This window comes from Hallella faecis, from assembly GCF_018789675.1.
Classification (GTDB): domain Bacteria; phylum Bacteroidota; class Bacteroidia; order Bacteroidales; family Bacteroidaceae; genus Prevotella; species Prevotella faecis.
The window spans coordinates 31,318-54,334 of record NZ_JAHKBE010000011.1 but is presented as its reverse complement, the minus strand read 5'-3'; the positions used below and the strand labels follow the sequence as shown (position 1 = coordinate 54,334).

Below are 23,017 nucleotides of genomic sequence, written 5' to 3'. Positions count from 1 at the left end.
TGTGGTTTAATGTTCGTGGCCAATGATTTCCTTCGCCAAGGCCAAATGGTTCTTGGCACCTGTGGAGTCGGCGTCGTAGAGAATGACGGGCAGACCGTGGCTGGGGCTTTCCGAGAGCTTCACGTTGCGCTGGATGACGGTCTTGAAAACCAATTCCTGGAAATGGCGTTTCACCTCGTCGTAGATTTGGTTGGCCAGGCGCAGACGACTGTCGTACATGGTCAGCAGGAATCCCTCGATCTCCAGTTTCGGGTTGAGTTTGCTCTTGATGATCTTGATGGTGTTGAGCAGTTTGCTGATTCCCTCCAATGCAAAATACTCGCATTGCACAGGGATGATGACCGAGTCGGCAGCCGTCAGTGAGTTGACGGTGATGAGGCCCAATGAGGGTGAGCAGTCGATGAGTATGTAATCGTACTCCGTCTTCAGTGGGTCGAGAATTTTCTTGATGACCTTCTCGCGGTTGTCGAGGTTGAGCATCTCTATCTCGGCACCCACCAGGTCGATGTGGCTGGGTATGATGTCGAGCCCTTCAATGTCGGTGGTGTAGATGGCGTCGCGCACATCGGCGTGGTCGATGATGCACTCATAGAGCGAGCAATCCACTTCGCTGATGTCTACTCCCAATCCGCTGGATGCGTTGGCCTGCGGGTCAGCGTCGACGACGAGAACCTTCTTTTCCAGCGTGGCCAGCGATGCAGCCAGATTGATGGTGGTGGTTGTCTTGCCCACACCGCCCTTCTGATTAGCTAATGCAATGATTTTTGCCATTTTCCGAATATCTTTTCTTTTTTCGAGCAAACCCTGTTGCAACAAGGTTTTGAATGCAAAGATACATATTTTGTGCGAAAAAGAAGATAATTAAAGGTTTTTTCGTACTTTTGCAAGGCAAAACTTTTTGAAAAGATGGAAAACAAAAGACCTTTGATACTGATATCGAACGATGATGGATATCACGCCCCTGGAATTCGCAAATTGGTGGAGTTTGTCAAGGACATGGCCGATGTGCTGGTTTGTGCCCCTGAGGCCGCTCGCTCGGGTTATTCCTGCGCCTTCTCGGCTGTCGATTATTTGCGGCTGAAACCTCGCCACAACATGGGCGACACAATGGTCTATTCGTGCACCGGCACACCTGTCGACTGTGTGAAGATTGCGCTCGACCAATTGTGCGCGGAGCGTCGCCCAACGCTGATTCTCAGCGGCATCAATCACGGAGACAATTCGTCTGTGAATAATCATTACAGTGGAACAATGGGCGTGGCCAAGGAAGGTTGCATGAAATACATCCCTTCTGTGGCCTTCTCGAGTTGCTATTACGATGAGAACGCCAACCTGGAGCCCTTACGTCCGTATGTTCAGCGCATTGTTGGCGACGTGCTGCAAAAGGGGCTTCCCAAGGGTGTTTGCCTCAATGTGAACTTCCCCGCCGCCCAGAAATTTAAGGGTATCAAAGTGTGCCGAATGACTTTTGGTAGTTGGATTGAGGAGACGGTGAAGGAGCGCCATCCGCGTGGCTATGATTATTATTGGGTGGTGGGCAAGTATCGCAACGATGAGCCGGGTGTGGAAGGCACCGATCAGTGGGCGCTCGACAATGGCTACGTGGCCATCACGCCCACGCAGACTGATGTGACGGCCTATGATGCGATGGATGGCCTGAAGCAGATTTATGAATAAAACACTACGATTTTTCTTGAAAAAAGATAATTCATGAGATACTATCTGATAGTTGGCGAGGCGTCGGGCGACCTCCATGCTTCCCGGTTGATGCACGCCCTGAAGAGCGAGGACAGCCAAGCGGAGTTTCGCTTCTTCGGTGGCGACCTGATGGCTGCGGAGGGTGGATGCCGTGTGAAGCATTATAAGGAGTTGGCTTACATGGGCTTCGTGCCGGTGTTGCTCCACTTGCGCACCATCTTTAGCAACATGGCGATGTGCAAGCGCGACATCGTGGAGTGGAACCCCGATGTGGTGATTCTCGTGGATTATCCGGGATTCAACCTCGACATAGCGAAGTTTGTGCATGCCGAGACGCGGATACCGGTTTATTACTACATATCGCCCAAGATATGGGCGTGGAAGGAATGGCGCATCAAGCGCATCAAGCGCGATATTGACGAGTTGTTCTCTATTCTGCCTTTCGAGGTTCCGTTCTTTGAGGGGAAGCACCATTTCAAGATTCATTACGTAGGCAACCCCACTGTGGAAGAGGTCGACGGTTTTCGCGCGTCGTACCAAGAGAGTTGTGAGGCGTTTTGTTTGCGTCATCAGCTCGACCCCAAGCGACCTATCATCGCCTTGTTGGCGGGCAGCCGAAAACAAGAAATCAAGGACAACCTGCCCTCGATGATTCGGGCGGCGGCACCCCTGGCCGAGAAGAGTGGTGACGTTGGACAAGGCGCGCAGGCGCCGATGGAGCCTTACCAACTGGTGGTGGCGGGTGCGCCCGGCATCGACCACGATTATTATGAGCCCTTTGTGGGTGGTCAGCCTGTGCGTATGGTGACTGGTGAGACCTATCAGTTGTTGGCTCATTCCACGGTAGCGCTGGTCACCAGTGGCACGGCTACGTTGGAGACGGCTCTTTTCGGCGTGCCGCAGGTGGTGTGCTACAAGACGCCACTACCGCGCCTCATGCGTTTCGCCTTCAACCATATCATACAATGTAAGTTTATCTCGCTGGTCAATCTTATTGCTGATCGGGAGGTTGTGCAGGAGTTGTTTGCCGACCGTTTCCGAGTGGATGAGATACGCGGGGAACTGGCCAAGTTGTTGCCTGGCCGTCAGGGCCGTCAACAGATGATGCGCGATTATGAGGCTGTAAGGGCCGCCCTGGGCAAGGAAGTGGCGCCCGACAACGCTGCCCATATCATGGTGAAGATGCTCAAGAGAAACGCAGACAAGTGTTGAAAAGAATCGGAACATCTTGGTAATTTCCCCATTTCGGTCTAATGGCCGTTTTGGGGGTGTGGTAACAAAACAGTTAAGCTATTATTTCCGGGCCGATTTCTTGCGCCTCGGAAATAATAGCTTAACAATGATAGGATGTGGCGATTGCGCTTACAGCATGGTGATGGTGTAAAGATAAACCACAGCTGCGGGTATGGCCATGAGGCTTGAGTCGAAGCGGTCCATCATGCCGCCGTGTCCGGGCAGGATGCTGCCGCTATCCTTTACGCCCAATGTGCGCTTAAACAGGCTCTCCACCAAGTCGCCCCAGGTTCCAAACACCACGACCACCAGTCCCAAACCTATCCAGCCTACCATGCTGAGCGTGTGGGTCTCGGTGCCTTTGTTGGCCAGGTAGCCAATGATGGCCGCCACGATAATGACCAGTATGCCGCCGCCAATGCTGCCTTCCCATGTCTTACCCGGTGAGATGCGTGGGAACAGTTTGTGCTTGCCCAGCAGTGAGCCGGCACAGTAAGCACCTGAGTCGTTCACCCAAAGGAAGATGAAGACGCTCAGGGGCAGCAACATGTCGTAGCTGACGCCACTGCCGTCGGGAGCCATCTCGAAGGCGAGAATGTTGATGAGCGAGAAGCCCATGGCAATATACACTTGTCCGAACATGGTGTATGCCCAATCGTTGATGGCGTTCTTGGTGTTGGCGTAGAGCTCGCTGATGAGCAGGTAAACTATGGTCAGCACATAAGGAACCATGACGATGAAGTTGCTCACGATTCCCGTTCGCCATGCAGCCACGGCGATGAAGAGGTAAACGCCGGCCACGGTCGATATGAAGCGGTTCACTTGCACGTAGGCAGCATTGTCGTTGACCAGTCCTGTGTACTCCCACATCGTCAGTCCGGTGATGAGGGTGAAGAGCAGGATCATTGCCCGGGGATTGAGAAATCCCGCTACCATCACGGCTACGAAGAGCACTCCTGTGATGGATCTCACAATCAGGTTCTTTTGTTTTTCTGTCATGTCTGTCAGTGTTTTTATGCCCTTGCGAAGGCCATGGCTTGGCACCTGTGGGGGCTTATGCCTTGTTGGTATCTTGCGTTTCGTCGTTGCTGCCCTGTTCGTTGGTCAGGCGTTTCTGCTCGGCTTGCGCAGCGTCGTGCTCAGCTTGCGCCTGCTTCACGATGTCGGGCATGTCTTCCAACTTAGGCTCGTCTTCTTTTTCTTTCTCTTTGGCCAGTCGTTCATTCTCTTGGATGATCTCTTCCGAGCGGCTTGCCCAAGGGCGCTTGCCAAAGATTTTCTCCACGTCGTCGGCGTAGATCACTTCCTTGCTGAACAACAGTTCGGCCAGTTGGTGATGGCCCTCCTTGTGCTGGGTCAGGATGTCCTTGGCGCGAGCATACTCCTCATTGATCATCTTGAGCACCTCATCGTCCATGATCTTGGCCGTTGTTTCGCTATAGGGGCGCTGGAACTGGTAGTCCTGATTGTTGTAATAGCAGATGTTGGGCAATTTCTCGCTCATTCCTGCGTATGCCACCATGCCGTAAGCGCTCTTGGTGGCGCGCTCCAGGTCGTTCATGGCACCCGTTGAAATCTGTCCCACAAAGAGATCCTCAGCGGCTCGTCCACCCAGCAGGGCGCACATTTCGTCGAGCATTTCCTCCTTGGTGGTGATCACTCGCTCCTCGGGCAGGTACCAAGCGGCGCCTAAAGCCTGTCCGCGTGGCACGATGGTTACCTTAATCAGCGGGTTGGCGTGGCGGCAGAACCAGCTGATGGTGGCGTGTCCGGCCTCATGGATGGCGATGGAACGCTTTTCCTCGGCAGTCATCACCTTGGTCTTCTTTTCGAGTCCGCCGATGATGCGGTCTACGGCGTCGAGGAAGTCTTGCTTGCTTACCGTGCTCTTATTGTGGCGAGCTGCGATGAGGGCAGCCTCGTTACACACGTTGGCGATGTCGGCGCCCGAGAATCCCGGCGTCTGTCGGGCCAGGTAGTCGATGTCGAGCGTGTGGTCGGTCTTCAGCGGTTTCAGGTGCACCTGGAAGATGGCCTTTCGCTCGGCCAGGTCGGGCAGGTCCACGTGGATCTGCCTGTCGAAACGTCCGGCGCGCAGCAATGCCTTGTCGAGCATGTCGACACGGTTGGTGGCTGCAAGCACGATGACACCCGAGTTGGTGCCGAATCCGTCCATTTCGGTGAGCAGTGCGTTGAGCGTGTTCTCGCGTTCGTCGTTGCCACCCATCGAGGGGTTCTTGGAGCGTGCGCGTCCCACGGCGTCGATCTCGTCGATGAAGATGATGCACGGAGCCTTTTGCTTGGCCTGCGCGAATACGTCTCTGACGCGCGATGCGCCCACACCGACAAACATCTCAACGAAGTCGGAACCCGACATGGAGAAGAAGGGCACGCCCGCTTCGCCCGCCACGGCTTTCGCAAGCAAGGTCTTACCGGTTCCCGGAGGGCCAATGAGCAGTGCTCCCTTGGGAATCTTTCCGCCCAGTTCGGTGTATTTCTGTGGGTTCTTGAGGAAGTCGACGATCTCCTGCACCTCTTGTTTGGCACCCTCCTGGCCTGCTACGTCCTTAAAGGTTATGCCCATCTCGCCAGCCTTGTCGTAGAGCTTGGCCTTGCTTTTCCCCACGTTGAAGATGCCGCCTCCTCCGCCACCGCCACGCATGCCGCGTGTCATGTACCAAAAGAAGAATATCAATGGCAGGAGCCACAGCACATTGACCAAGAGGTTGAGCATGTCGCCGCTCTTCTCGTTCTTATAGCTGAAACTCTTCAGCTTTCCGCTTTTCTGTTGCGTGTCGAGGTATCGCTCAAGCTCGTCGACCGAGCCAAACTCCACCTTGACAAAGGGGCTTGATCCTACCTGCTGGGCCGTCTGTTGGAAGACGTTGCGGATGTATTTGGCCTTGACGAACATCTGGAGCGTGTTCTCGTCCTTGTTGATGATGACGTTGTCGGCGTAACCTTTCTCCACATACGACTTGAAGTCGGTGTAAGAGGCATCCTTGCTGGCGCCTGCCGATTTGGCCAAGGAGTCGCCGCCGCCCGTGAAGAACAAGAATGCCAGGGCCACGGCAATGAAGATGTATAGCCAGTTCATGTTGAACCGGGGCATCTTGGGTTGGTTATCCTTATTGGGGAAGGGATGATTGTTGTTTTCCATGATTACTTATTGATGTGTGTGCTTGGTCGGCACTTGCCTGTTGGTGTGCCAACGATCAGTCGATATTGGGCAACCTGGTCAGTTTGGCGTCTTCCCAAAGGTTCTCCAAGTCGTAGAATGTTCGCAGTTCGGGAACGAAGATATGCACCAGGACGTCTACGAAGTCGATGGCCACCCATTGGTTGGCTCCCAGTCCGTTCACTCCAACGGGCTTCTCCTTCAGTTCCTTTCGGCACACTTCGCTGATCGATTCGGAGATGGCCTCCACCTGTGAGGGTGAGTTGCCCTGGCAGATGACGAAGCTCTTTGCGATGGCTCCGTCGATGTGGCTCAGGTCGGCGATGACGATGTCTTGTCCTTTCTTCTCTTGGATACCTTTGATAATGGCGTTTACAAGATTTGTTGTCTCTGTCATTAAAATGTTCTTAATAATACGATTGTCGTGATAATTATCTTAGATAGTTGGTACAAAGTTACATCAAATCATTGACATATCCTTGGAAAAACATACATATTTGATGTTTTTTATGAACTAAGTGCATTCCTTAAGGTTCGCGCCTTTCTACCTTATTATATATGTTGGCTATGATGCGATGCGAGCTGTGAAGATCCGAATTGGGGTGTTTTGTTGAAAAAGGAGAAAAAATAATAGATTTTGCGAAAAAAGTTGGTGAAACCTTTGGTGGTTTCGAGAAAACCCACTACCTTTGCACTCGCAATTCAGAAATGAATACGCAAGAAACTTTGGGGTATGGTGTAATGGTAACACTACAGATTCTGGTCCTGTCATTCATGGTTCGAGTCCGTGTACCCCAACAATAAACCAAATTGCTTTCAACGGCAGTTTGGTTTTTTTGTTTTATAACGCTTATGGTATCAAGAGAAAAATGGATAGTCCGACTGGCGTATGTGGCGCTGTCGTTGTTGTTCGTCGGCATGTTGGTTTGGCCTTGCCTGGGTCAGGCCCAGGGTCCTGTTGCGCCCCGAAAAGGTCTTTTGTGGCGTGCAGGGACGGTTGTCAGCCCACAGAAGGTGGATAGGGTAGGTGTGGAGCGATGCTTCCGTGTGGAACCGATACCCGATGAGGTGTTTGCCCGCATGCGTGGCAAGTCGTACCCTGCTCACTGCCGCGTGAGCCGTGAGAGCTTGCGATATGTACGGTTGTTGCATCGCGATGCGGACGGTAGGATTCGCATGGGTGAGTTGGTGTGCCACAAAGAGGTGGCTTCCGACATGCTTCGTATCTTCCGTCGGCTCTATGATGAGCGCTATCCCATCCAAAGTGTGCGGTTGATCGATGACTTTGGGGCAGACGATGAGCGGTCGATGCGCGCCAACAACACCAGTTGTTTCTGCTATCGTGAGGTGAAAGGGTCGAGTAAGCTCTCGGCTCATGCCCTTGGGACAGCGGTTGACATCAACCCCCTTTACAATCCTTATTATCGCAAGCATCGCAATGGCAAGGTGACGATCCAACCGTCGAATGCCGCCAAATACTGCGATCGCATGGCATCTTTCCCTTATAAGATTACACGTGGCGACCTGGCCTATCGTCTCTTTGTAGCCCACGGATTTCGTTGGGGAGGCGCATGGCGCACGGTAAAGGACTATCAGCACTTCGAGAAATAGTTCCTCATCAGCCATCAGGTCTTGCTTTCAGCTGGCCAAGGTTTACCCTCGATCGGCCATGGTTTAATTCCCGTCGGCCATTAGGTCTTGCTTTCAATTGGCCATTAGAATTGAGCCCCAATTGGACTAATGACCGATTGGGGATTATTTGTGCTCTCTTGATTCTTCCCCCCTGCATCTTATATCAGCAAACAGCCCTCTCCGTGCGTTGTCTTTCGCACGGAGAGGGCTGTGATTGTTGTGGCTACGATTGATTCGGCGGTTGTGGGCCGTGGCGTAGCGTTCAGGCGCTTGGATGCCGCTTAGTCTTTGTTTTCAGCAGCTTCGTTGGCCGTCTTCTCTTCCTTGTTCTGGTTGTCGATGGCCTTGATCTTCTGGCGTGTCAGCTCCACCTCGTCCTTGAGCTTCTGCACCTTGCGGTTCATCTCGTCGACGAGTGAGTTGCCGCGCTTGCTGGCGATGTTGAGGAATCCGAGGTTGTTCTCGTAGGTCGACACCTCTTGCTTGAGCTGCTCATAGCGGCGCATGAGGCGTGAACGCTCGTTGTCGACGGCGTCTTCTCCTCGCTTGGCCACACTCTTGAGGTTGCTCTTGAAGTTGTCGAGGCGGCGGCGCTGTGTGGAAATGTGCAAGTCCTTGTAGATCTTGTCAAGCACATCGTGGAACTCCTTGTACACCTTGTCCTTCTCCCTGTAGGGCACATGGCCGATGCCGTTGTATTCCTCGATGAGCTGCTGCACCTTCTCCTGCACATTGTCGGTAGCTTCCTCGGCTATAGCCTTCAGCTGCTCTATGACGTTGCGCTTCTTCTCCAGGTTGGCGTTCTCCTCGCTTCTTGTGCCGGCGTGAGCGGCCTTGCGTGCGTCGAAGAAGTGGTTGCAGGCCGTGAGGAAATCGCTCCAGAGCTTGTCGCCCAATTTCTTGGGCACTGTTCCGATGGTCTTCCACTCCTTCTGCAGGGCCACGAGCTTGTCGCTGGTAGCCTTCCAGTCGGTTGAGTCGGCGAGCTCCTGTGCCTGAGCCACGAGGGCGCGCTTCTTCTCGGCGTTCTCAGCAAAGCGCTGCTTCATCTCCTTGAAGTGTGCAGCCTTGTTGGTGAAGAACTCATCGCAGGCGGCGCGGAAGCGTTCGAAGATCTTCACGTTCATCTTCTGCGGTGCGAATCCGATGCTCTTCCACTGCTGTTGGATAGCGATGATCTGCTTGCTGTGGTTCTCCCAGTCGCTTGAGTTCTTGTTCTCCTCCTTGGCGATGGCTTCTACCTGCTCGCAAAGCTCGGTCTTTTTCTGCAGGTTCTCTTCCTCCTGGGCTCTCAGCTGCTCAAAGTGCTGCTGGTGCTTCTTGTTGATGACGGTGCTGGCGGCCTTGAAGCGGCTCCATATTTCCTCGCGAAGCTCCTTGGCAACGGGGCCAATCTCGCGATACTGTACGTGCAGCTCCTGCAACTGGTGGAATGCGCTCACCACATCATCCTCAGTACCCAGGCGCTCAGCCTCTTCGCAAAGTTTGGTCTTCAGTTCCAAGTTTTTCTTGAAGTCGTACTCGCGTGCCTCGCGGTTGAGGTTGAGCAAGTCGTAGAACTGCTCCACATAGAGTTGGTAGTTGCGCCACACCTCGTTGGCCTTCTCAGCGGGAACGGCCTTGATGTCTTTCCATTCCTGCTGCAGGGCCTTGAACTCATTGTATGACTTGTTGGCCTCCTCGGGTGAGGTAGCCATGGTTTTTATCTTTTCGATGATTTCCAGCTTTCGCTTGAGGTTGCTCTCTTTCTCAGCCTCTTGCTGCTGGAACAGCTTGGCGCGCTTCTCTCTGATGACCTGCATCTGCGCCTTGAAGTCGTCTTCGTCCTCATCTGGTGTCACGACATACTTCTCGGGGTCGCCTCCGGCCTCCAGGTAATCTTTCTGTTGCTGCTCGCGCTCTGCTACGTGGAACCTGTAGAAAGCCGACTTCAGGTGCTCCACCTCGTCTTTGTTGGGAGCATCCTCGCTGCTGGCTATTTCCTTGGCACGCGCCAGCACCTCTTGCTTGTTGGCGTAGATTTTCTTGAATGTCTCTTCCTTGGGTGCGCCCTCAGCGTCGTCCGTTTGGGCTTCAGCCACCTCTTGGTTGCTGGCCACATTGTCGGCTTTCGCCTCCGGCTTGTCGTTGGGCGTTGCTTCCGCCTTCACCTCTTCGGTGCTCACATTCTCCACTTCAGAAGCAGCTTGCGCTGTCTTCTGCTCGTTTTCAAACTTGTCCTGCTGCAGAACATTCTCTTGAGAGTCCATCATTTCACTGTTTTAAGTTTATGACTCAGGTTCCTGTGCCATGCCCTTTGCGCAACGATAGCCGTTGAAGGGCGTGGCGACCAATGTTTTAAATTATTTTTTGCAAACTTAAACAAAAAAAACGGATATGGCAACAAATCGATGTTTTTTTTTCGTTGCATGGCCCTTTTTGTGGTCCTTGCCCTTTCATCGCTGGGCGAAGGCAAGGGCCATCTGGCTAATAATACTCTTCTTCGGTTATCTTGGCCTTGACGGGCTCACCGAATGATTCCTTGAGGAGATTCTCATAGTCCATTTTCCTAAGCATCTTGACCTCTTGCTCTTCTTGCGGGGTCTTGGCATGGGTGAGCACCTCGTCGAGTGCCAGAAAGTAAGCCATCTTGCCATCCTTGAATAGGATGACGCTGGCTCGGTTGATGCGGTCGTCAAAGTTGTGCTTGGTGCTGATGAGGACATCGTAGAGTTCAATGGCTTTGGCAAAGGCCTTGCGTGCCTGGGTGCGGTCGCCCTGATAGTCGTGCGCCATTCCCTCAAGAGTGTAAAACATCGGGTCTTGCGGATATACCCGGTGCAGGGAGTCGAGGCATGGATACAGGTTTTGGAAGTCATGGCTGCGCATCAATGCGTCAATACGCATTCCGGCTTGAAAGCGTTCTTGCTTGGCTTCCTGTTGCCTGTCGTTTCTCGCCTTGCACAGCAGCAAGGTGAGCAACAGCGCGCACACCATGAAAAAGAGTGTCTTGATAGTCTCTGTTACCATAGGTTTATGTTTTAAGTGTATGAAAGGTGTTTTGGTATCCGTGGAGTTTTTCTGATCCGCTTATTGTGCAAAATGCAATTGTGACTTTATAGAGTCATAATCCGCCTTCCTCCAATATTGTTCCACTTTCAGTGAATCCTTGTGGTTATGTCTGATGGCCAATATCTCGTCAAGTGCTTTGTTGTAGGCATTTTTCCCATGGAGCGCTTGTATGATGAAAGCACGGTTGACTAAGTTGAACATATTGGGATCTTTTTTTATGATCGAGTTGTAAATGCGTAACGCCTGGGAATATGCAACACGAGCCTTCAGCGTGTCATGTTGCATGTCATGTGCCCAACCTTCTGCTGTAAGGCATGGACATAAAAGACGCATCGTGTCTTTTGTGGCTTGTGGCGTGAATAGAGGTGGAGACGGTAAGCTCGCAAGGAACCTACCGCCCCGTTGTCGTAACAAAAAGGCGTGTGGTTTGCTCAGGCAGGATGGCTCACAGCAACCGCTTGTATCGCAGCACCACCCAGCAGAGGGCGCTGACGGCGAACGACATGACGAGCGTAATGGCGAATCCCCATGAGTTTTCTTCCAGTCCGTTGATTACGTTCATGCCATAAAGTGATGCGATGAACGTTGCCGACATCATGATGATGGTGACGGAGGTGAGCGTACGCATCACCGTGTTCATATTGTTGTTGATGATGCTCGAGTAGGTGTCCATGGTCGACTCCAGGATGTCTGAGTAGATGCTGGTGGTTTCTCTTGCCTGCGTCATCTCGATGTTGACGTCTTCGATGAGGTCTGCGTCGAGCTCGTCCACCTGCAGCTTGAACTTCAGTTTCTGCAGCAGGTTCTCGTTTCCCCTGATGGAGGTGATGAAGAATGTGAGCGAGTCTTGCAGCCTTGATAGTCCGATGAGGCTCTCGTTGTTCACCTCGTGGTCGAGGTTGTGCTTGGCTTTCTCGATGAGCGCGTTGATTTGCTTCAACCGTTTGAGGTACCAAACGGCCGACGACAGGAAGAGTCGGAAGATCATGTCAACGTAGTCGGTGAATCCCTCACCGCGTTTCTGCTGATACGACACGAAGTCGATCATCATGTTGGTTTCGTAGAAGCATACCGTGATGGTTACGTCGCGCTTGTGGATGATGCCGAGGGGCACGGTGGTGTAGGGCGTGCGCGACCGTATCTCCTTGACGTAGGGTATACGCAGGATGATGAGCATCCAACCGTCGTCGTACTCATAGCGTGCGCGCTCATCGGTATCGCTGATGTCGCTGAGGAAATAATCGGGTATGTTGAACTTCTCTTCGAGTTCTCGCTGGTCCTCGTCGGTGGGGCATGTCACTTGAATCCAGCAGTTGGGTTGCCATTCGGGAATGGCTTTCAGGGTCTTTTCAATGTTCCAATATGTCTTCATTGTAGCTAATCTCCGTCATTAAACATGTTGTGGGGATTAGCCGCGTCTGCGTCTGATCCTCACGTCATTGGTTGAAATTGTCCGCGTGATAATCGTCCATTTGTTTTGTGATATTGGTTTTGTGGCTGCAAAATTATAAAAAAACAACCAAAGGGCGCGCAAAAAACTCTATTTTTTGCGCGCCCTTGGTTATTTTATCCGTTTTGTCACACAGGGGTAGGCTGCCATGGCAAGTGGCACCTCCGCTTGTGTGTTTACTTCTTCGGAGCCTGCTCCAGGACGGCGATGAGCATCTTCCAGAACGGCTCGGCGGTGGCAATCTCGAAGCGCTCCGTGGTGGTGTGCGGCGAGAGCAGTGTGGGGCCAAACGACACCACGTCCATGCCCGGATACTTGCTCAGGATGACCGAGCACTCCAGTCCGGCGTGGTCGGCCTGTACGATGGCCTCTTCGCCCGTCTGGTCCTTGTAGACCTTTCTCATGAGGTTGAGTATCTCGCTGTCGGGGTTGGGGTCCCATCCGCCGTAGCTGCCGCTGAGCTCGGTCTTCATGCCGGCCATGTCGAAGCAGCTCTCGAGCGTGGTGGCCACATACTCCTTCATGTCCTCGCGGCTTGAGCGTGCCAGGATCTTGATGACGGCCTTTCCGGCCTCGATGTCGATGATGGCGAGGTTGGAAGAGGTCTCCACGACGTTGGGGTAGGCCGGGATCATGCGCACCACGCCGTTGTGGCAGGCATAGATGGCGTTCACGAGGTTGTCCTGTATCTCCTGCGGAACCAGTTCGGCGGGGTTCTCCACATCCTCGACAAAGAACTCTACGTTCTTCTCGATGCCGCGATACTCATCCTCGATGATGGCGCGCTGCTTGTCCACGAGAGCTTTCAGGGCTTCCACCTGGTCGGCGGGCAGGGCCACGACCACTTCGGCCTTGAAGGGGATGGCGTTGCGCATGTTGCCGCCGTGCCATGAGGCCAGGCGTGCGCCCGTCTCGGCGATGGCCTTGCGCACCAGGCGCACCATCTCCTTGTTGGCGTTGGCGCGTCCCTCGTTGATCTCCAGTCCGCTGTGTCCGCCGCGCAGTCCTTTCAGCGTGACGCGCACGGCCTTCTCCTGGTTGTTGGCCACGGGCTTGTACTCGAGTGATGAGGTCACGTCGATGCCTCCGGCTGAGCCGATGACAAACTTGCCCCAGAGCTCCGAGTCGAGGTTTATGAGGATGTCAGAGTGCAACTCGCCCTCCGGCAGTTCGTTGGCGCCGTACATGCCGGTCTCCTCGTCGCGCGTGATGAGCGCCTCCACGGGTCCGTGCTTCAGGTCGGCGCTCTCCATCACACCCATGATGGCTGCCACGCCGATGCCGTCGTCAGAGCCCAGCGTGGTGCCGCGTGCATGCACCCATCCGTCCTCGATGTAGGTCTCGATGGGATCGGTCTCGAAGTTGTGCGTGCTCTCGGGCGTTTTCTGCGGCACCATGTCCATGTGTGCCTGCAGCAAGACCACCTTGCGGTCCTCGTAGCCCGGTGTGGCGGGCTTGCGCATCACGATGTTGCCGGCGGGGTCTTGGAAGGCCTCCACGTTGTGCTCCTTGGCCCAGTCGAGCAGGAACTGCTGTACTTTCTCAAGATGTCCTGACGGACGTGGCACCTGTGTCAGCGCATGGAAGTTGCGCCAGATGGCGGCGGGTTTCAGGTTTGCGATTTCACTCATAATATTATGTTTTAAAAGTTAATGGAATCAGGCTGTGTGTGGCGCCATGGCCGACCGCTTGCGTGTGAACGAGAGCGCCAGCCAGGCGTAAACGCCGAGGAGCACCACCAGCAGTGTCTGCACCGTGTGCACGATGAGCACGAAGAAGAGCGCGTCGTTGGCTCCCACGCCATAGAGCATGAGCATGGTCTTCACGGCGAAGTGCCAGGGCCCTGCTCCGTTGGGCGTGGGCACCACCACGGCTATCGATCCCACGATGAAGGTCACCAGGGCGCTGCTCATTCCCAGGTGGGAGGTGGCGTCGAAGCAGAAGAACGTGAGGTAGTAGTGGAGGAAATAGCTCAGCCAGATGGCCGCCGTGAGGCCGATGAAGAGCGGCACGTTCTTCACGTAGCGCACCGACAGCACGCCTTGCCACAGTCCGAGGAATATTCCTTTCACCTTATTATATATGGCCATGCTGCGCAGCAGGTACCACAGCAGTATGATTACCGCCACGCCGCAGATGGCCGTCACCATCCATCCTGTGGAGGAGAAGCTGGCCAGCATCTCGTCGACGCGTGTGCCCGTCTTCTTGAAGAAGGTGTCGAAGATGCTGAATTGGCAGAGCAGCGTGACGCCCGTTACCACGAGGATGAGCGTCGAGTCGATGGCCCGCTCTGTCACCACGGTGCCCAGGGCTTTGGGAAACGACACGCCGTCCCACCGTTTGAGCACGCCGCACCGTGCAAACTCGCCGATGCGCGGTATGATCAGGCTTACGGCATACGACAGGAACACGGAGTTGATCGCCACGGCGGTGCGGGGCTTCTCGCCCACGGGCTCCAGCGTTTGCCGCCATCGCCAGCCACGGAAGGCTTGCGCCATGATGCCGAATGGGAACGACAGTAGCATCCATGTCCAGCTCATCTCGTGGAACAGCACGTGCTCCATGCGATGGAAATCGAAGTCGCGATACATCCAATAGAGAATGGCACCGCCGAGTATCAACGACAGCGCCACTTTGAGAATGTCGCAGAGGGTCTTTTTCATTTATTTCTATCAAGGTCTTGCCATAGGGCGCAATGGGCGTTTGCGCGTGCTGCGCCGAATGCAATCTGTGTTATGCTGTGATGCAACTTTATTAGTACAAAGATAGTGTAAATCGGTCGAACGGCAAAGGAAATAAACTTTTTTTTGATTTTCCACCTCTTTATTCCATCTGCCAGTGGCATGGTAGGGGACGGGGTGGGCCGCCGTGGCGTGCCAAAATGGCCGATGGCACACGCTGAATGACATATAGGCGCATGCTGCCGACTTAGGCTTGACCTATGTCAAACGGGGGCGTTGATATGCGTCAAGCGAATTGACGCGGGTCAATTAAATATAGGAAAAACACACGATTTTAGCCTGCTGTTTGCGCACACAGCACGCTTTTTGTACCTTTGCATCGTCGAAAGACAAGAAGATTGTAATTCAAGTAACACCGCGCAAGCGGAAAAATGAAAGGCCGCCCACAAGGGGTGGCGATTAGAAAATTAAAAAAACAGAGAAAGGAAAAAGTTATGAGTATGATGACATTTATCACAATTGCAGCTGTCATGTTCGTAGGTGCTTCAGCCCTGGCATTGGTTATGGACCACATGGTGGAGGGTGCCAAGTAAGCGGACAGCCGCTTTTTAATTTGATTTTTAGTTTTGATTCGATAAAGAAGGCTGGGGTTCCCACGTGGAGTCCCAGCCTTTCTGTATGCTCGGCATGAGCATTGTCTAACGGGTGGAACTCCCGAGTAAGCCCTAATAGCGGGAATTACATAGCCAAAGGCAAGGGTGTCCATCGTGAGTTGGAATCTGAAAGAAGCCGGCGGCAAACTGCCGACTTAGGCTTGACCTATGTCAAACGGGGGCGCTGACATACGTCAAGCGAGTTGATATCGGTCAATTAAATATAGGAAAAACACACGATTTTAGCCTACTGTTTGCGCACACAGCACGCTTTTTGTATCTTTGCATCGTCGAAAGACAAGAAGATTGTAATTCAAGTAACACCGCGCAAGCGGGAAAAAGAAAGGCCGCCCACAAGGGGTGGTGATTAGAAAATTAAAAAAACAGAGAAAGGAAAAAGTTATGAGTATGATGACATTTATCACAATTGCAGCTGTCATGTTCGTAGGTGCTTCAGCCCTGGCATTGGTTATGAACCACATGGTGGAGGGTGCCAAGTAAGCGGACAGCCGCTTTTTAATTTTGACTATTAGTTTTGATTCGATAAAGAAGGCTGGGGTTCCCACGTGGAGTCCCAGCCTTTTCCTGTTGTGGCGGCCATGGTGCGGTGTAAAACAAAACTCATGCGGATGGCCTCTGAGAAGGACCGCGTTTTCCACCACCGCGCCTTCGCCCTGAAATACGCCCATGGCGGGCTGTTTGCAAAGTGCTGACTATCAGTTGGTTGTGTTTAGTGTGGCAGCCAAAGGCCCTCTTTTGCCCCTGTTTTGGGGTGAAAAACCATAGGAAAAGACCCCTTTTTGGGGGTGCTCGTCTCACATCACCAACCTCCAAAGATGCCTAATTTGTAATAAAAACCATAGGTTTCCCGTTGCGTTTAGGCATGTATTGAGTTGGGGTTAGGCATGTATCGAGCCTCGGTTAGGCATGTATCGAGTGACGAAAGGTGCCCAGGCGCAACTCGGTTAGGCATCTTTCGCAAAAAATCCCTGTATTTATGTGGGTAAAACCACCCCTTGTCACCATTCGGGTCCTTCCCATGCGCCACCTACCACCCATCCGCCTCGCCCAGCGGTTTGGAAGTCGACGAATGACGCTAAAATAAAAAATATTTTTGTTACGGTATTTTACTTTTTGTCCGATTAAATCATCATCAATTCGCACCTCGGCCATCGGGCCGTTTGAGATGCACGCATGTGATGGGCTTAATCATTCTTGCCTTTTTCGGTATTGCCCACTCACTTATCGCGCTCGTCATGCGGTGGAATGGATAAAATTTCGTAATTTTGCGCATGATGGAAGGAGCACACAATCCGCAAAAACGATAAACATGAAAAAAGTTAGGCCAAAGAAAAACCTGGGTCAGCACTTCCTGACCGACCTCAACATAGCGCGCCGCATCGCCGACACGGTGGATGCCTGCCCCGATATTCCCGTGCTCGAGATAGGGCCGGGCATGGGCGTGCTCACGCAGTACCTGGTGCAGAAACCGCGCGAGGTGAAAGCCGTGGAGATCGACGATGAGAGCGTGGCCTACCTCAACGCCACCTATCCCCAGTTGCGCGACCAGATCCTGGGCGAGGATTTCCTGCGCATGGACCTCAACCAGGTGTTTGGCGGAAAGCAGTTTGTGCTGACGGGCAACTATCCCTACGACATCTCCTCGCAGATCTTTTTCAAGATGCTCGACTACAAGGACCTCATTCCCTGCTGCACGGGCATGATACAGCGCGAGGTGGCCCAGCGCATCGCCTCCGAGCCCGGCAACAAGGCCTACGGCATCCTCAGCGTGATGATACAGGCGTGGTACGACGTGGAGTATCTCTTCACCGTCGACGAGGACGTGTTCAACCCGCCGCCCAAGGTGAAGAGCGCCGTTATCCGCATGACGCGCAACGGCGTGGAGAACCTCGGGTGCGACGAGAGCCTCTTCAAGCGCGTGGTGAAGACCGCCTTCAACCAGCGCCGCAAGATGCTGCGCGTGTCGCTCAAGCCCCTCTTTGGCAAGGACCAAATGCCCGACGCCGCCTTCTTCGCACAGGACATCATGACGCGCCGGCCCGAGCAACTCACCGTGGCGCAGTTTGTGGACCTCACCAACCGAGTGGCAGAAGTAATGCCCAAGCCATAAATTTTTAGCCAATTAGTTGCATCATTAGGAAATAATCCCTAAATTTGTGCAAAGAAACAATTCAGCAAAAACACATGATAGACGTAAAGCAAACATTGAAGGACGCTGAGGCTCGCATGCAGAAGGCGTCGAAGTATCTCGAAGAAGAGTTGGCCCGCGTGCGCGCCGGCCGTGCCAATGCCGCCATCCTCGATGGCGTGCGAGTAACCGCCTACGGACAGACCGTGCCCCTCAACCAGGTGGGCAACGTGTTGGTGCCCGACGCACGCACCATCACCATCCGCCCCTGGGACCGCAAGGCCATCAAGGACATTGAGAAGGGAATCCTCGACAGCGGCGTGGGCATCACGCCCGAGAACAATGGCGAGATGGTGATCCTGCGACTGCCGCAGCCCACCGAGGAGCGTCGTAAGGAACTGGTGAAGCAGTGCAACAAGACCGGAGAGAAGACAAAGGTCGAGGTGCGCAACGTGCGCTCAGAGGTGAAAGACAAGCTGAAGAAGGCTGTGAAGGACGGACTGTCGGAGGACCAGAGCAAGGACGCTGAGGCCGACCTGCAGAAACTCCACGACAAGTATATCAAGGACATCGACGCCATCTTGGCAAGAAAGCAGAAAGAGATCATGACTGTCTAAGCAATGCACGGCACAGTCATCAAGAACACAGGATTCTGGTACACCGTCCTCACCGACGATGGGCGTGAGGTGGACAGCAAGGTGAAAGGCAACTTCCGCCTCAAAGGCATACGGTCCACCAACCCCGTGGCCGTGGGCGACGGTGTGGAAATCTGTGTCAACGCCGAGGGCCAGGCGCTCATCACCGCCATCGACGACCGACGCAACTACATCGTGAGGCGCTCCACCAACCTCTCCAAGCAGAGCCATATCATTGCCGCCAACGTCGACCAGGCCTTCCTGGTGGTCACCGTGGCACACCCGGAGACCGCCACCACCTTCATCGACCGGTTCCTCGCGTCAGCCGAGGCCTACTCGGTGCCCGTGGTGCTCGTGTTCAACAAGACCGACCTGCTCAGCGACGAGGAGCGACGCTACCAGGAACTGATGGTAAGGCTCTACGAAACCGTGGGCTACGAGTGCCGACAGGTGTCGGCGGCCACCGGCGAGGGCACCGACGACCTGCGCACCCTGCTCGGCGACCGCGTAACGTTGCTCAGCGGCAACAGCGGCGTGGGCAAGTCGACCCTGCTCAACCTGCTCATACCCGGAGCGGGAGCGCGCGTGGCCGACATCAGCGACGCCCACGACACAGGTATGCACACCACCACCTTCTCGGAGATGATGCCACTGCCGGGCGGCGGATGGATCATCGACACACCGGGCATCAAGGGCTTCGGATCGTTCGACATGGAGCCCGAGGAGATAGGAAGCTACTTCAAGGAAATATTCAAGTTCTCCAAAGACTGCCGCTTCAACAACTGCACACACACCCATGAACCCGGGTGCGCCGTGCGGAAAGCCGTAGAAGACCACTACATAGCCGAGAGCCGATACCGCAGCTACATCTCCATGTTGCAAGACAAAGACGAAAACAAATACAGAGAAGCTTATTAGCCCTGCGCGCCCATCGTGGCGCTGAGGCTAATAAGCTTTTTATTTCCAACGCCATTCTCCCCATTTACACTTACCCATTGGTGCAAGCCGACGGGCCTATGGCATTTTCCCCTTGCGTGGCAAGCACGCTTTTTGCCCTGATGTGCGCCAAAGGCGGGTGTCGGTGTACGGTCGTCTATGATGACCGCTTGGGGTTAAACGCAAAAGAAGGGAGTGTGGCAAAAGTCAAACGAAGCGGGCTGAAAGCCCAAGGTTGCGCATAGCCCAGGGCAAGCGAAGCGACGCCCTGGGTAAACCGTTAGCGCTACGCCACGCCCTGCTAAGGGCAAAAGCGTGTCTAATTGACTCTGTTTCAACGCTTCTGCCCCTTTTTGGGCGTGCTGTTTTGACACCCTCCTTCTCGATTATATGGCTATTTGGTGTGTTTCTTCTTTTGGCTGAACCTGTAAGTCAAGCTCACCATGGCGTATCGTCGTAGCAGGTTGGTGTAGGTTTCCTGTTGCATCTGCGCGTTGATGTTGTAGCTGTAGTTGGACATCTTGTTCAGCAGGTCGAACACCTCAAACTTTAGGCGTGCCTTTCCCTTGAAGATGTCCTTGCCAAGGTTGAAGTTGACGATAAACTGGTCGGTGTTGTACTTGTCGTCCGAATAGCCCCTTCGGCTGTACATCTTCAGGGTGGTGTAGAAGTCGATGCCCCAAACCAGTGGCATGCCGTAGTTGACGCCGTAGTTGAAGTCGAAGGCGTTGAGCGTGGCGAAGCGGTCGCTCTCCGAGTGGTTGTAGAACACGTTGGCCGAGACGGTCAGTGAGTAGTAATTGCGGTAATAGCCCACCTGGAGGCTCTCCGAGGCGCTGAACCTTCTTACCGAGCTCACCAACGAGGTGGTGGCGCTTGCGGAGTTGAGATAGTCGCGGAAGTTACGGTAGTTGAGGTTGGTCTGCGAGGTCAGCTTCCATGCCTTGCGCTTCTTGTCGAGCGGCATTTGGTAGCGCGCCTGTCCGCTTAGTTCCCAGTTGCCGGCAATGACATCGGGACGATAGGTCGTTACACCCGTGCTCATGTCGTAGCGCATCGACTGGCACAGCATGTTCTGCCACAGCCTGTAGGTGAGCGACGTGTTGAAGAATCGCTGCGTCTTGATCATCTTGCGCTCGTAGCTGAATGACGCCGTGTGTTGGTGCGTGTTGGGCAGGTTGTAGCCGCTCTCGCGCACGAGCAGCGGTGTTGCGTCGTCGCGGTAGTTCACGGCATAAAGCAGCGATGGGAGTTGGTGTTGCAACTTGTAGTTGAGGCGCCAGTGGTATTCTAAATCATTTCCCGTGTTGGCGTCGATGCGCAAGGCTACCGATGGCTCCATCAGCCAACGCGACCTGCGGATGGTAGTGTCTGTCTGGGCGCGCGTATAGCTGATGCGGTCATACACGTTGCGAAACTGTATGGAAGGGTCAAGTGTGATATTCTTGTAGTCTTCGCGTTTGAAATAGAAGGAAAAGTCAAGCCCCATGGTGTTGGTCTTGTTCCACGCCTGTGAGCGGTAGCTGTTGGAATAGTCGATGTACCGTGAGATGGAGTCGCGGTTAGAGTACAACTGGTCAAGTCCCCATGCCGATGCCTCTGTCCCGTCAAGGATGTGGTGCCAGCGGCTGTCGGAGGCATACGACTGTTTGAAGCCGTATTGAGGAGAGATGTATAGAATTAATGCAGGAAAGTCAAGTGAATAATCGTATCCAATATTTCCCTCATAGCGGTAGTTGCGTTGGGGCATGTCGGAGAATCGCGCCATGTCGTTGGCGCTTTCCACCCGCTCATAGTTGTTCAGACTGCGGTTCTTCTTGTTGTTGTAGTAACCCGACAGCGACCAACTCAACCGGTCGTTCCTGATTCGATAGGAGGATGAAACCTTGCCTTCGGCAGTCAGTTCGTTGCCCTTGCCGTAATATTGGTTCTTCAGTGAGCTGATGAGGATCTTGCGGTATTCGCTCTCCAGGTTTCCGCCAAACAGGCTGTCGAGAGCCTCGCCCATGTAGCGCTCAGTCAGCTGGCGGTTGAAGTCGGCCGATGTGCTTGTGTAGTTGTTGTCGTAATGGTAATAGCTGACCTTGGGCGTAAAGTCGAGGGTGAATTGCTTGGATGGCGTGTAGCTGTTGGTGCCGCTGAAGCCCAGCTTGATGTTTTTGTTGGTGTTGTTAAAGAGGTAGCGGCTGTACACGTCGTCGCCCAGGAACATGGTGCTCGACGTCTTGCTGAGGTAATCGCGTTTCTGCGCCTTCAGCGAGAGCTGGTCCGACAGTTTCCACTTCTTGTCCTCGTCGCGCAGCATGCCGTCGACCTTCACCTCATGTGTGGTCACCTCGGCCGTGTTTCCGTAAGGCTCCTGCCAGTTGCCATCAGAGCTGTAGTAGCTGTCGCCTCGCACGTCGTTGCTGTTGCCCACCATGGCGATGTGCGAGTTGGGGGTGAAGCGCATGGCAAACATGCGTGCCTCATGGTGGTGGTCGGTTCCGTAACCCACCGTGGCGTTGCCCACCCACGAGGTGGTGTACTCCTTCTTCAGCCCACGTCGAGCACCAAGGGCAGCTGGTCTTTGCGCAGCGTCCGCAAGTCGGAGGCGACCATCAGTCGCTCATCCATCTTGCGGTACACCTTGATTTTGTCGACCATGTAGTGGGGTAGGTTGTCCAAGGCGACCTTGGGATCACCGTTGAAGAAATTCTCGCCGTTTACGAGCAGACTTTCCACTTTTTGTCCGTTGATGTAAATCTCGCCTCCAGGCTCAAGCTGGGCACCGGGAAGGAGACGGATCAGCTTGTCGAGCATCGAGCCTGAGCTCAGCTGGAAGGCGTCGGCGTCGTAGACGATGGTGTCGCCGCGCATCACCATCTTCAGCTTGGTTGCCGTTACGACCACTTCTTTCAGCGTCACCTCCTTCTTCATGCGTATCTTGTGCATCAGTATCTCGCCAAACGAGTCGCCCGTGTGCCTGTACTTCGTGTATTTGAAGTCGACGTTCTTATAGGCGGGGTAATAGCCGTCGTGCTCAAACTTCATGATGTATTTGCCCGGGGCCTTGATGTCGCGATACACCTGCCACCAACCGAAACGCTTTGCCGAGAAGGTCTCCACTACTGTGCTGTCCATGCTCATGAGCGTCACAGTTGCGGAATCGAGATCTTCCTTCGTAAAGGAGTCCTTGATGAATCCGTCTATATGATACTTTTGGGCAAAAGCCAAAGAGGATGTGAAGATAAAAATAAGTAAGAGTAATTTGCGCATACAATTACAGTTATGACTGCACAAAAGCCTGTGAGGACCAATGTGCAGCAGATGAAAAATAAGTAGGGAAACAAACGGAGGATTGATTCCTGAAACAAGTTGTGCAGGAATTATGGTTGTAACTAAGGGGGGGTATTCCACGGGAGCACCTATTACAATGATCCTATTAAGGCCTTGGAATGATTGGCAAAGTATGCTTTCCAAACATTCCTTGATATGCTTAGCGCCATTATAGACGGGCATAACGACTGATATGGGCACTGTTGCCATAGGCTTGTGTTTTTAGTTAGGCTGTGCCACTCGCCATTTTTTGCAGATGATACCAAAAAGTATTGGTGTTTGTGGTTGGGGAGGGGTGTTCTGCTTTCAGTTCGATGTTTTAGATTCTTGTTGTATCGCAAAGATAGGGCAAAATGGTTTAACATGCAAGGGTTTGGCTTGTTTTTTTCCTTATTTTTTTTGA

Annotated in this window: 17 protein-coding genes and 1 tRNA gene; 7 read left to right on the top strand and 11 right to left on the bottom strand. The window is 53.6% G+C overall.

The features are described from left to right. Positions 1–6: 6 nt before the first annotated feature. On the bottom strand, positions 7–771 hold the full coding sequence (locus tag KM934_RS04485; protein ID WP_215759425.1) for a ParA family protein: 765 nt from the start codon (positions 769–771) through the stop codon (positions 7–9). Positions 772–906: 135 nt separating this feature from the next. Between KM934_RS04485 and surE the strand changes: the two genes are divergently transcribed. Both surE and lpxB read left to right on the top strand, forming a co-directional pair. Then, positions 907–1,677: a 5'/3'-nucleotidase SurE gene (gene surE, locus KM934_RS04480; RefSeq protein ID WP_215759424.1), complete on the top strand. Its 771-nt coding sequence runs from the start codon at positions 907–909 to the stop codon at positions 1,675–1,677. A 33-nt stretch (positions 1,678–1,710) separates the two neighbouring features. Then, positions 1,711–2,910: a lipid-A-disaccharide synthase gene (lpxB, locus tag KM934_RS04475; RefSeq protein ID WP_215759423.1), complete on the top strand. Its 1,200-nt coding sequence runs from the start codon at positions 1,711–1,713 to the stop codon at positions 2,908–2,910. A 150-nt stretch (positions 2,911–3,060) separates the two neighbouring features. On the opposite strand, the gene KM934_RS04470 is transcribed toward lpxB, so the two are convergent. Genes KM934_RS04470 through rsfS form a run of 3 tightly spaced genes read right to left on the bottom strand, consistent with a single transcriptional unit; the run spans position 3,061 to position 6,506 of the window. After that, the gene (locus KM934_RS04470; RefSeq protein WP_215759422.1) at positions 3,061–3,930 is read right to left on the bottom strand and encodes a phosphatidate cytidylyltransferase; all 870 of its coding nucleotides are present in this window, start codon (positions 3,928–3,930) and stop codon (positions 3,061–3,063) included. A gap of 55 nt (positions 3,931–3,985) precedes the next feature. Then, the gene (gene ftsH, locus KM934_RS04465; RefSeq protein WP_215759421.1) at positions 3,986–6,091 is read right to left on the bottom strand and encodes an ATP-dependent zinc metalloprotease FtsH; all 2,106 of its coding nucleotides are present in this window, start codon (positions 6,089–6,091) and stop codon (positions 3,986–3,988) included. Between the two features lie 55 nt (positions 6,092–6,146). Further along, positions 6,147–6,506, bottom strand: a complete 360-nt coding sequence (rsfS, locus tag KM934_RS04460; RefSeq protein ID WP_215759420.1) for a ribosome silencing factor — start codon at positions 6,504–6,506, stop codon at positions 6,147–6,149. 330 nt (positions 6,507–6,836) lie between these two features. On the opposite strand from rsfS, the gene KM934_RS04455 reads away from it, so the two are divergent. Then, positions 6,837–6,907 (top strand) — tRNA-Gln (locus KM934_RS04455). Positions 6,908–6,961: 54 nt separating this feature from the next. After that, the gene (locus KM934_RS04450) at positions 6,962–7,720 is read left to right on the top strand and encodes a M15 family metallopeptidase (RefSeq protein WP_252344889.1); all 759 of its coding nucleotides are present in this window, start codon (positions 6,962–6,964) and stop codon (positions 7,718–7,720) included. A gap of 302 nt (positions 7,721–8,022) precedes the next feature. Here KM934_RS04450 and KM934_RS04445 read toward each other — a convergent pair whose 3' ends face one another. The 5 genes from KM934_RS04445 to KM934_RS04425 all read right to left on the bottom strand — a co-directional run bounded on the left by KM934_RS04445 (position 8,023) and on the right by KM934_RS04425 (position 14,905). Continuing rightward, positions 8,023–9,993: a DUF349 domain-containing protein gene (locus KM934_RS04445; protein ID WP_215759419.1), complete on the bottom strand. Its 1,971-nt coding sequence runs from the start codon at positions 9,991–9,993 to the stop codon at positions 8,023–8,025. Between the two features lie 214 nt (positions 9,994–10,207). After that, positions 10,208–10,750, bottom strand: a complete 543-nt coding sequence (locus tag KM934_RS04440) for a tetratricopeptide repeat protein (protein ID WP_215759418.1) — start codon at positions 10,748–10,750, stop codon at positions 10,208–10,210. Between the two features lie 487 nt (positions 10,751–11,237). Continuing rightward, entirely contained in the window at positions 11,238–12,164 is a 927-nt protein-coding gene (locus tag KM934_RS04435) for a magnesium transporter CorA family protein (protein ID WP_215759417.1), read from the bottom strand. Between the two features lie 254 nt (positions 12,165–12,418). Next, complete coding sequence (locus KM934_RS04430; RefSeq protein WP_215759416.1) at positions 12,419–13,873, bottom strand: aminoacyl-histidine dipeptidase; 1,455 nt, start codon at positions 13,871–13,873, stop codon at positions 12,419–12,421. A gap of 27 nt (positions 13,874–13,900) precedes the next feature. After that, positions 13,901–14,905, bottom strand: a complete 1,005-nt coding sequence (locus KM934_RS04425; protein ID WP_215759415.1) for a lysylphosphatidylglycerol synthase transmembrane domain-containing protein — start codon at positions 14,903–14,905, stop codon at positions 13,901–13,903. Between the two features lie 2,001 nt (positions 14,906–16,906). On the opposite strand from KM934_RS04425, the gene rsmA reads away from it, so the two are divergent. The 3 genes from rsmA (at position 16,907) to rsgA (ending at position 19,278) form a co-directional block, all read left to right on the top strand. After that, complete coding sequence (gene rsmA, locus KM934_RS04420; protein WP_215759414.1) at positions 16,907–17,707, top strand: 16S rRNA (adenine(1518)-N(6)/adenine(1519)-N(6))-dimethyltransferase RsmA; 801 nt, start codon at positions 16,907–16,909, stop codon at positions 17,705–17,707. A 74-nt stretch (positions 17,708–17,781) separates the two neighbouring features. After that, complete coding sequence (gene frr, locus KM934_RS04415; protein ID WP_215759413.1) at positions 17,782–18,342, top strand: ribosome recycling factor; 561 nt, start codon at positions 17,782–17,784, stop codon at positions 18,340–18,342. 3 nt (positions 18,343–18,345) lie between these two features. Beyond that, positions 18,346–19,278 (top strand): ribosome small subunit-dependent GTPase A, encoded by a 933-nt coding sequence (gene rsgA / locus KM934_RS04410; protein ID WP_215759412.1) that lies wholly within the window; start codon positions 18,346–18,348, stop codon positions 19,276–19,278. A gap of 412 nt (positions 19,279–19,690) precedes the next feature. Here the strand turns inward: rsgA and KM934_RS13280 are convergent, their stop codons facing one another. Both KM934_RS13280 and KM934_RS04400 read right to left on the bottom strand, forming a co-directional pair. Then, positions 19,691–21,808: an outer membrane beta-barrel protein gene (locus tag KM934_RS13280; RefSeq protein ID WP_215759411.1), complete on the bottom strand. Its 2,118-nt coding sequence runs from the start codon at positions 21,806–21,808 to the stop codon at positions 19,691–19,693. A 23-nt stretch (positions 21,809–21,831) separates the two neighbouring features. Next, the gene (locus tag KM934_RS04400; protein ID WP_215759410.1) at positions 21,832–22,554 is read right to left on the bottom strand and encodes a hypothetical protein; all 723 of its coding nucleotides are present in this window, start codon (positions 22,552–22,554) and stop codon (positions 21,832–21,834) included. Between the last annotated feature and the right edge of the window lie 463 nt (positions 22,555–23,017).

What these genes read in the sequence shown, in the direction of transcription:
- KM934_RS04485 (WP_215759425.1), bottom strand. Translation starts at nt 771, where the DNA reads ATGGCAAAAATCATTGCATTAGCTAATCAGAAGGGCGGTGTGGGCAAG.
- surE (WP_215759424.1), top strand. Translation starts at nt 907, where the DNA reads ATGGAAAACAAAAGACCTTTGATACTGATATCGAACGATGATGGATAT.
- lpxB (WP_215759423.1), top strand. Translation starts at nt 1,711, where the DNA reads ATGAGATACTATCTGATAGTTGGCGAGGCGTCGGGCGACCTCCATGCT.
- KM934_RS04470 (WP_215759422.1), bottom strand. Translation starts at nt 3,930, where the DNA reads ATGACAGAAAAACAAAAGAACCTGATTGTGAGATCCATCACAGGAGTG.
- ftsH (WP_215759421.1), bottom strand. Translation starts at nt 6,091, where the DNA reads ATGGAAAACAACAATCATCCCTTCCCCAATAAGGATAACCAACCCAAG.
- rsfS (WP_215759420.1), bottom strand. Translation starts at nt 6,506, where the DNA reads ATGACAGAGACAACAAATCTTGTAAACGCCATTATCAAAGGTATCCAA.
- KM934_RS04450 (WP_252344889.1), top strand. Translation starts at nt 6,962, where the DNA reads ATGGTATCAAGAGAAAAATGGATAGTCCGACTGGCGTATGTGGCGCTG.
- KM934_RS04445 (WP_215759419.1), bottom strand. Translation starts at nt 9,993, where the DNA reads ATGATGGACTCTCAAGAGAATGTTCTGCAGCAGGACAAGTTTGAAAAC.
- KM934_RS04440 (WP_215759418.1), bottom strand. Translation starts at nt 10,750, where the DNA reads ATGGTAACAGAGACTATCAAGACACTCTTTTTCATGGTGTGCGCGCTG.
- KM934_RS04435 (WP_215759417.1), bottom strand. Translation starts at nt 12,164, where the DNA reads ATGAAGACATATTGGAACATTGAAAAGACCCTGAAAGCCATTCCCGAA.
- KM934_RS04430 (WP_215759416.1), bottom strand. Translation starts at nt 13,873, where the DNA reads ATGAGTGAAATCGCAAACCTGAAACCCGCCGCCATCTGGCGCAACTTC.
- KM934_RS04425 (WP_215759415.1), bottom strand. Translation starts at nt 14,905, where the DNA reads ATGAAAAAGACCCTCTGCGACATTCTCAAAGTGGCGCTGTCGTTGATA.
- rsmA (WP_215759414.1), top strand. Translation starts at nt 16,907, where the DNA reads ATGAAAAAAGTTAGGCCAAAGAAAAACCTGGGTCAGCACTTCCTGACC.
- frr (WP_215759413.1), top strand. Translation starts at nt 17,782, where the DNA reads ATGATAGACGTAAAGCAAACATTGAAGGACGCTGAGGCTCGCATGCAG.
- rsgA (WP_215759412.1), top strand. Translation starts at nt 18,346, where the DNA reads ATGCACGGCACAGTCATCAAGAACACAGGATTCTGGTACACCGTCCTC.
- KM934_RS04400 (WP_215759410.1), bottom strand. Translation starts at nt 22,554, where the DNA reads ATGCGCAAATTACTCTTACTTATTTTTATCTTCACATCCTCTTTGGCT.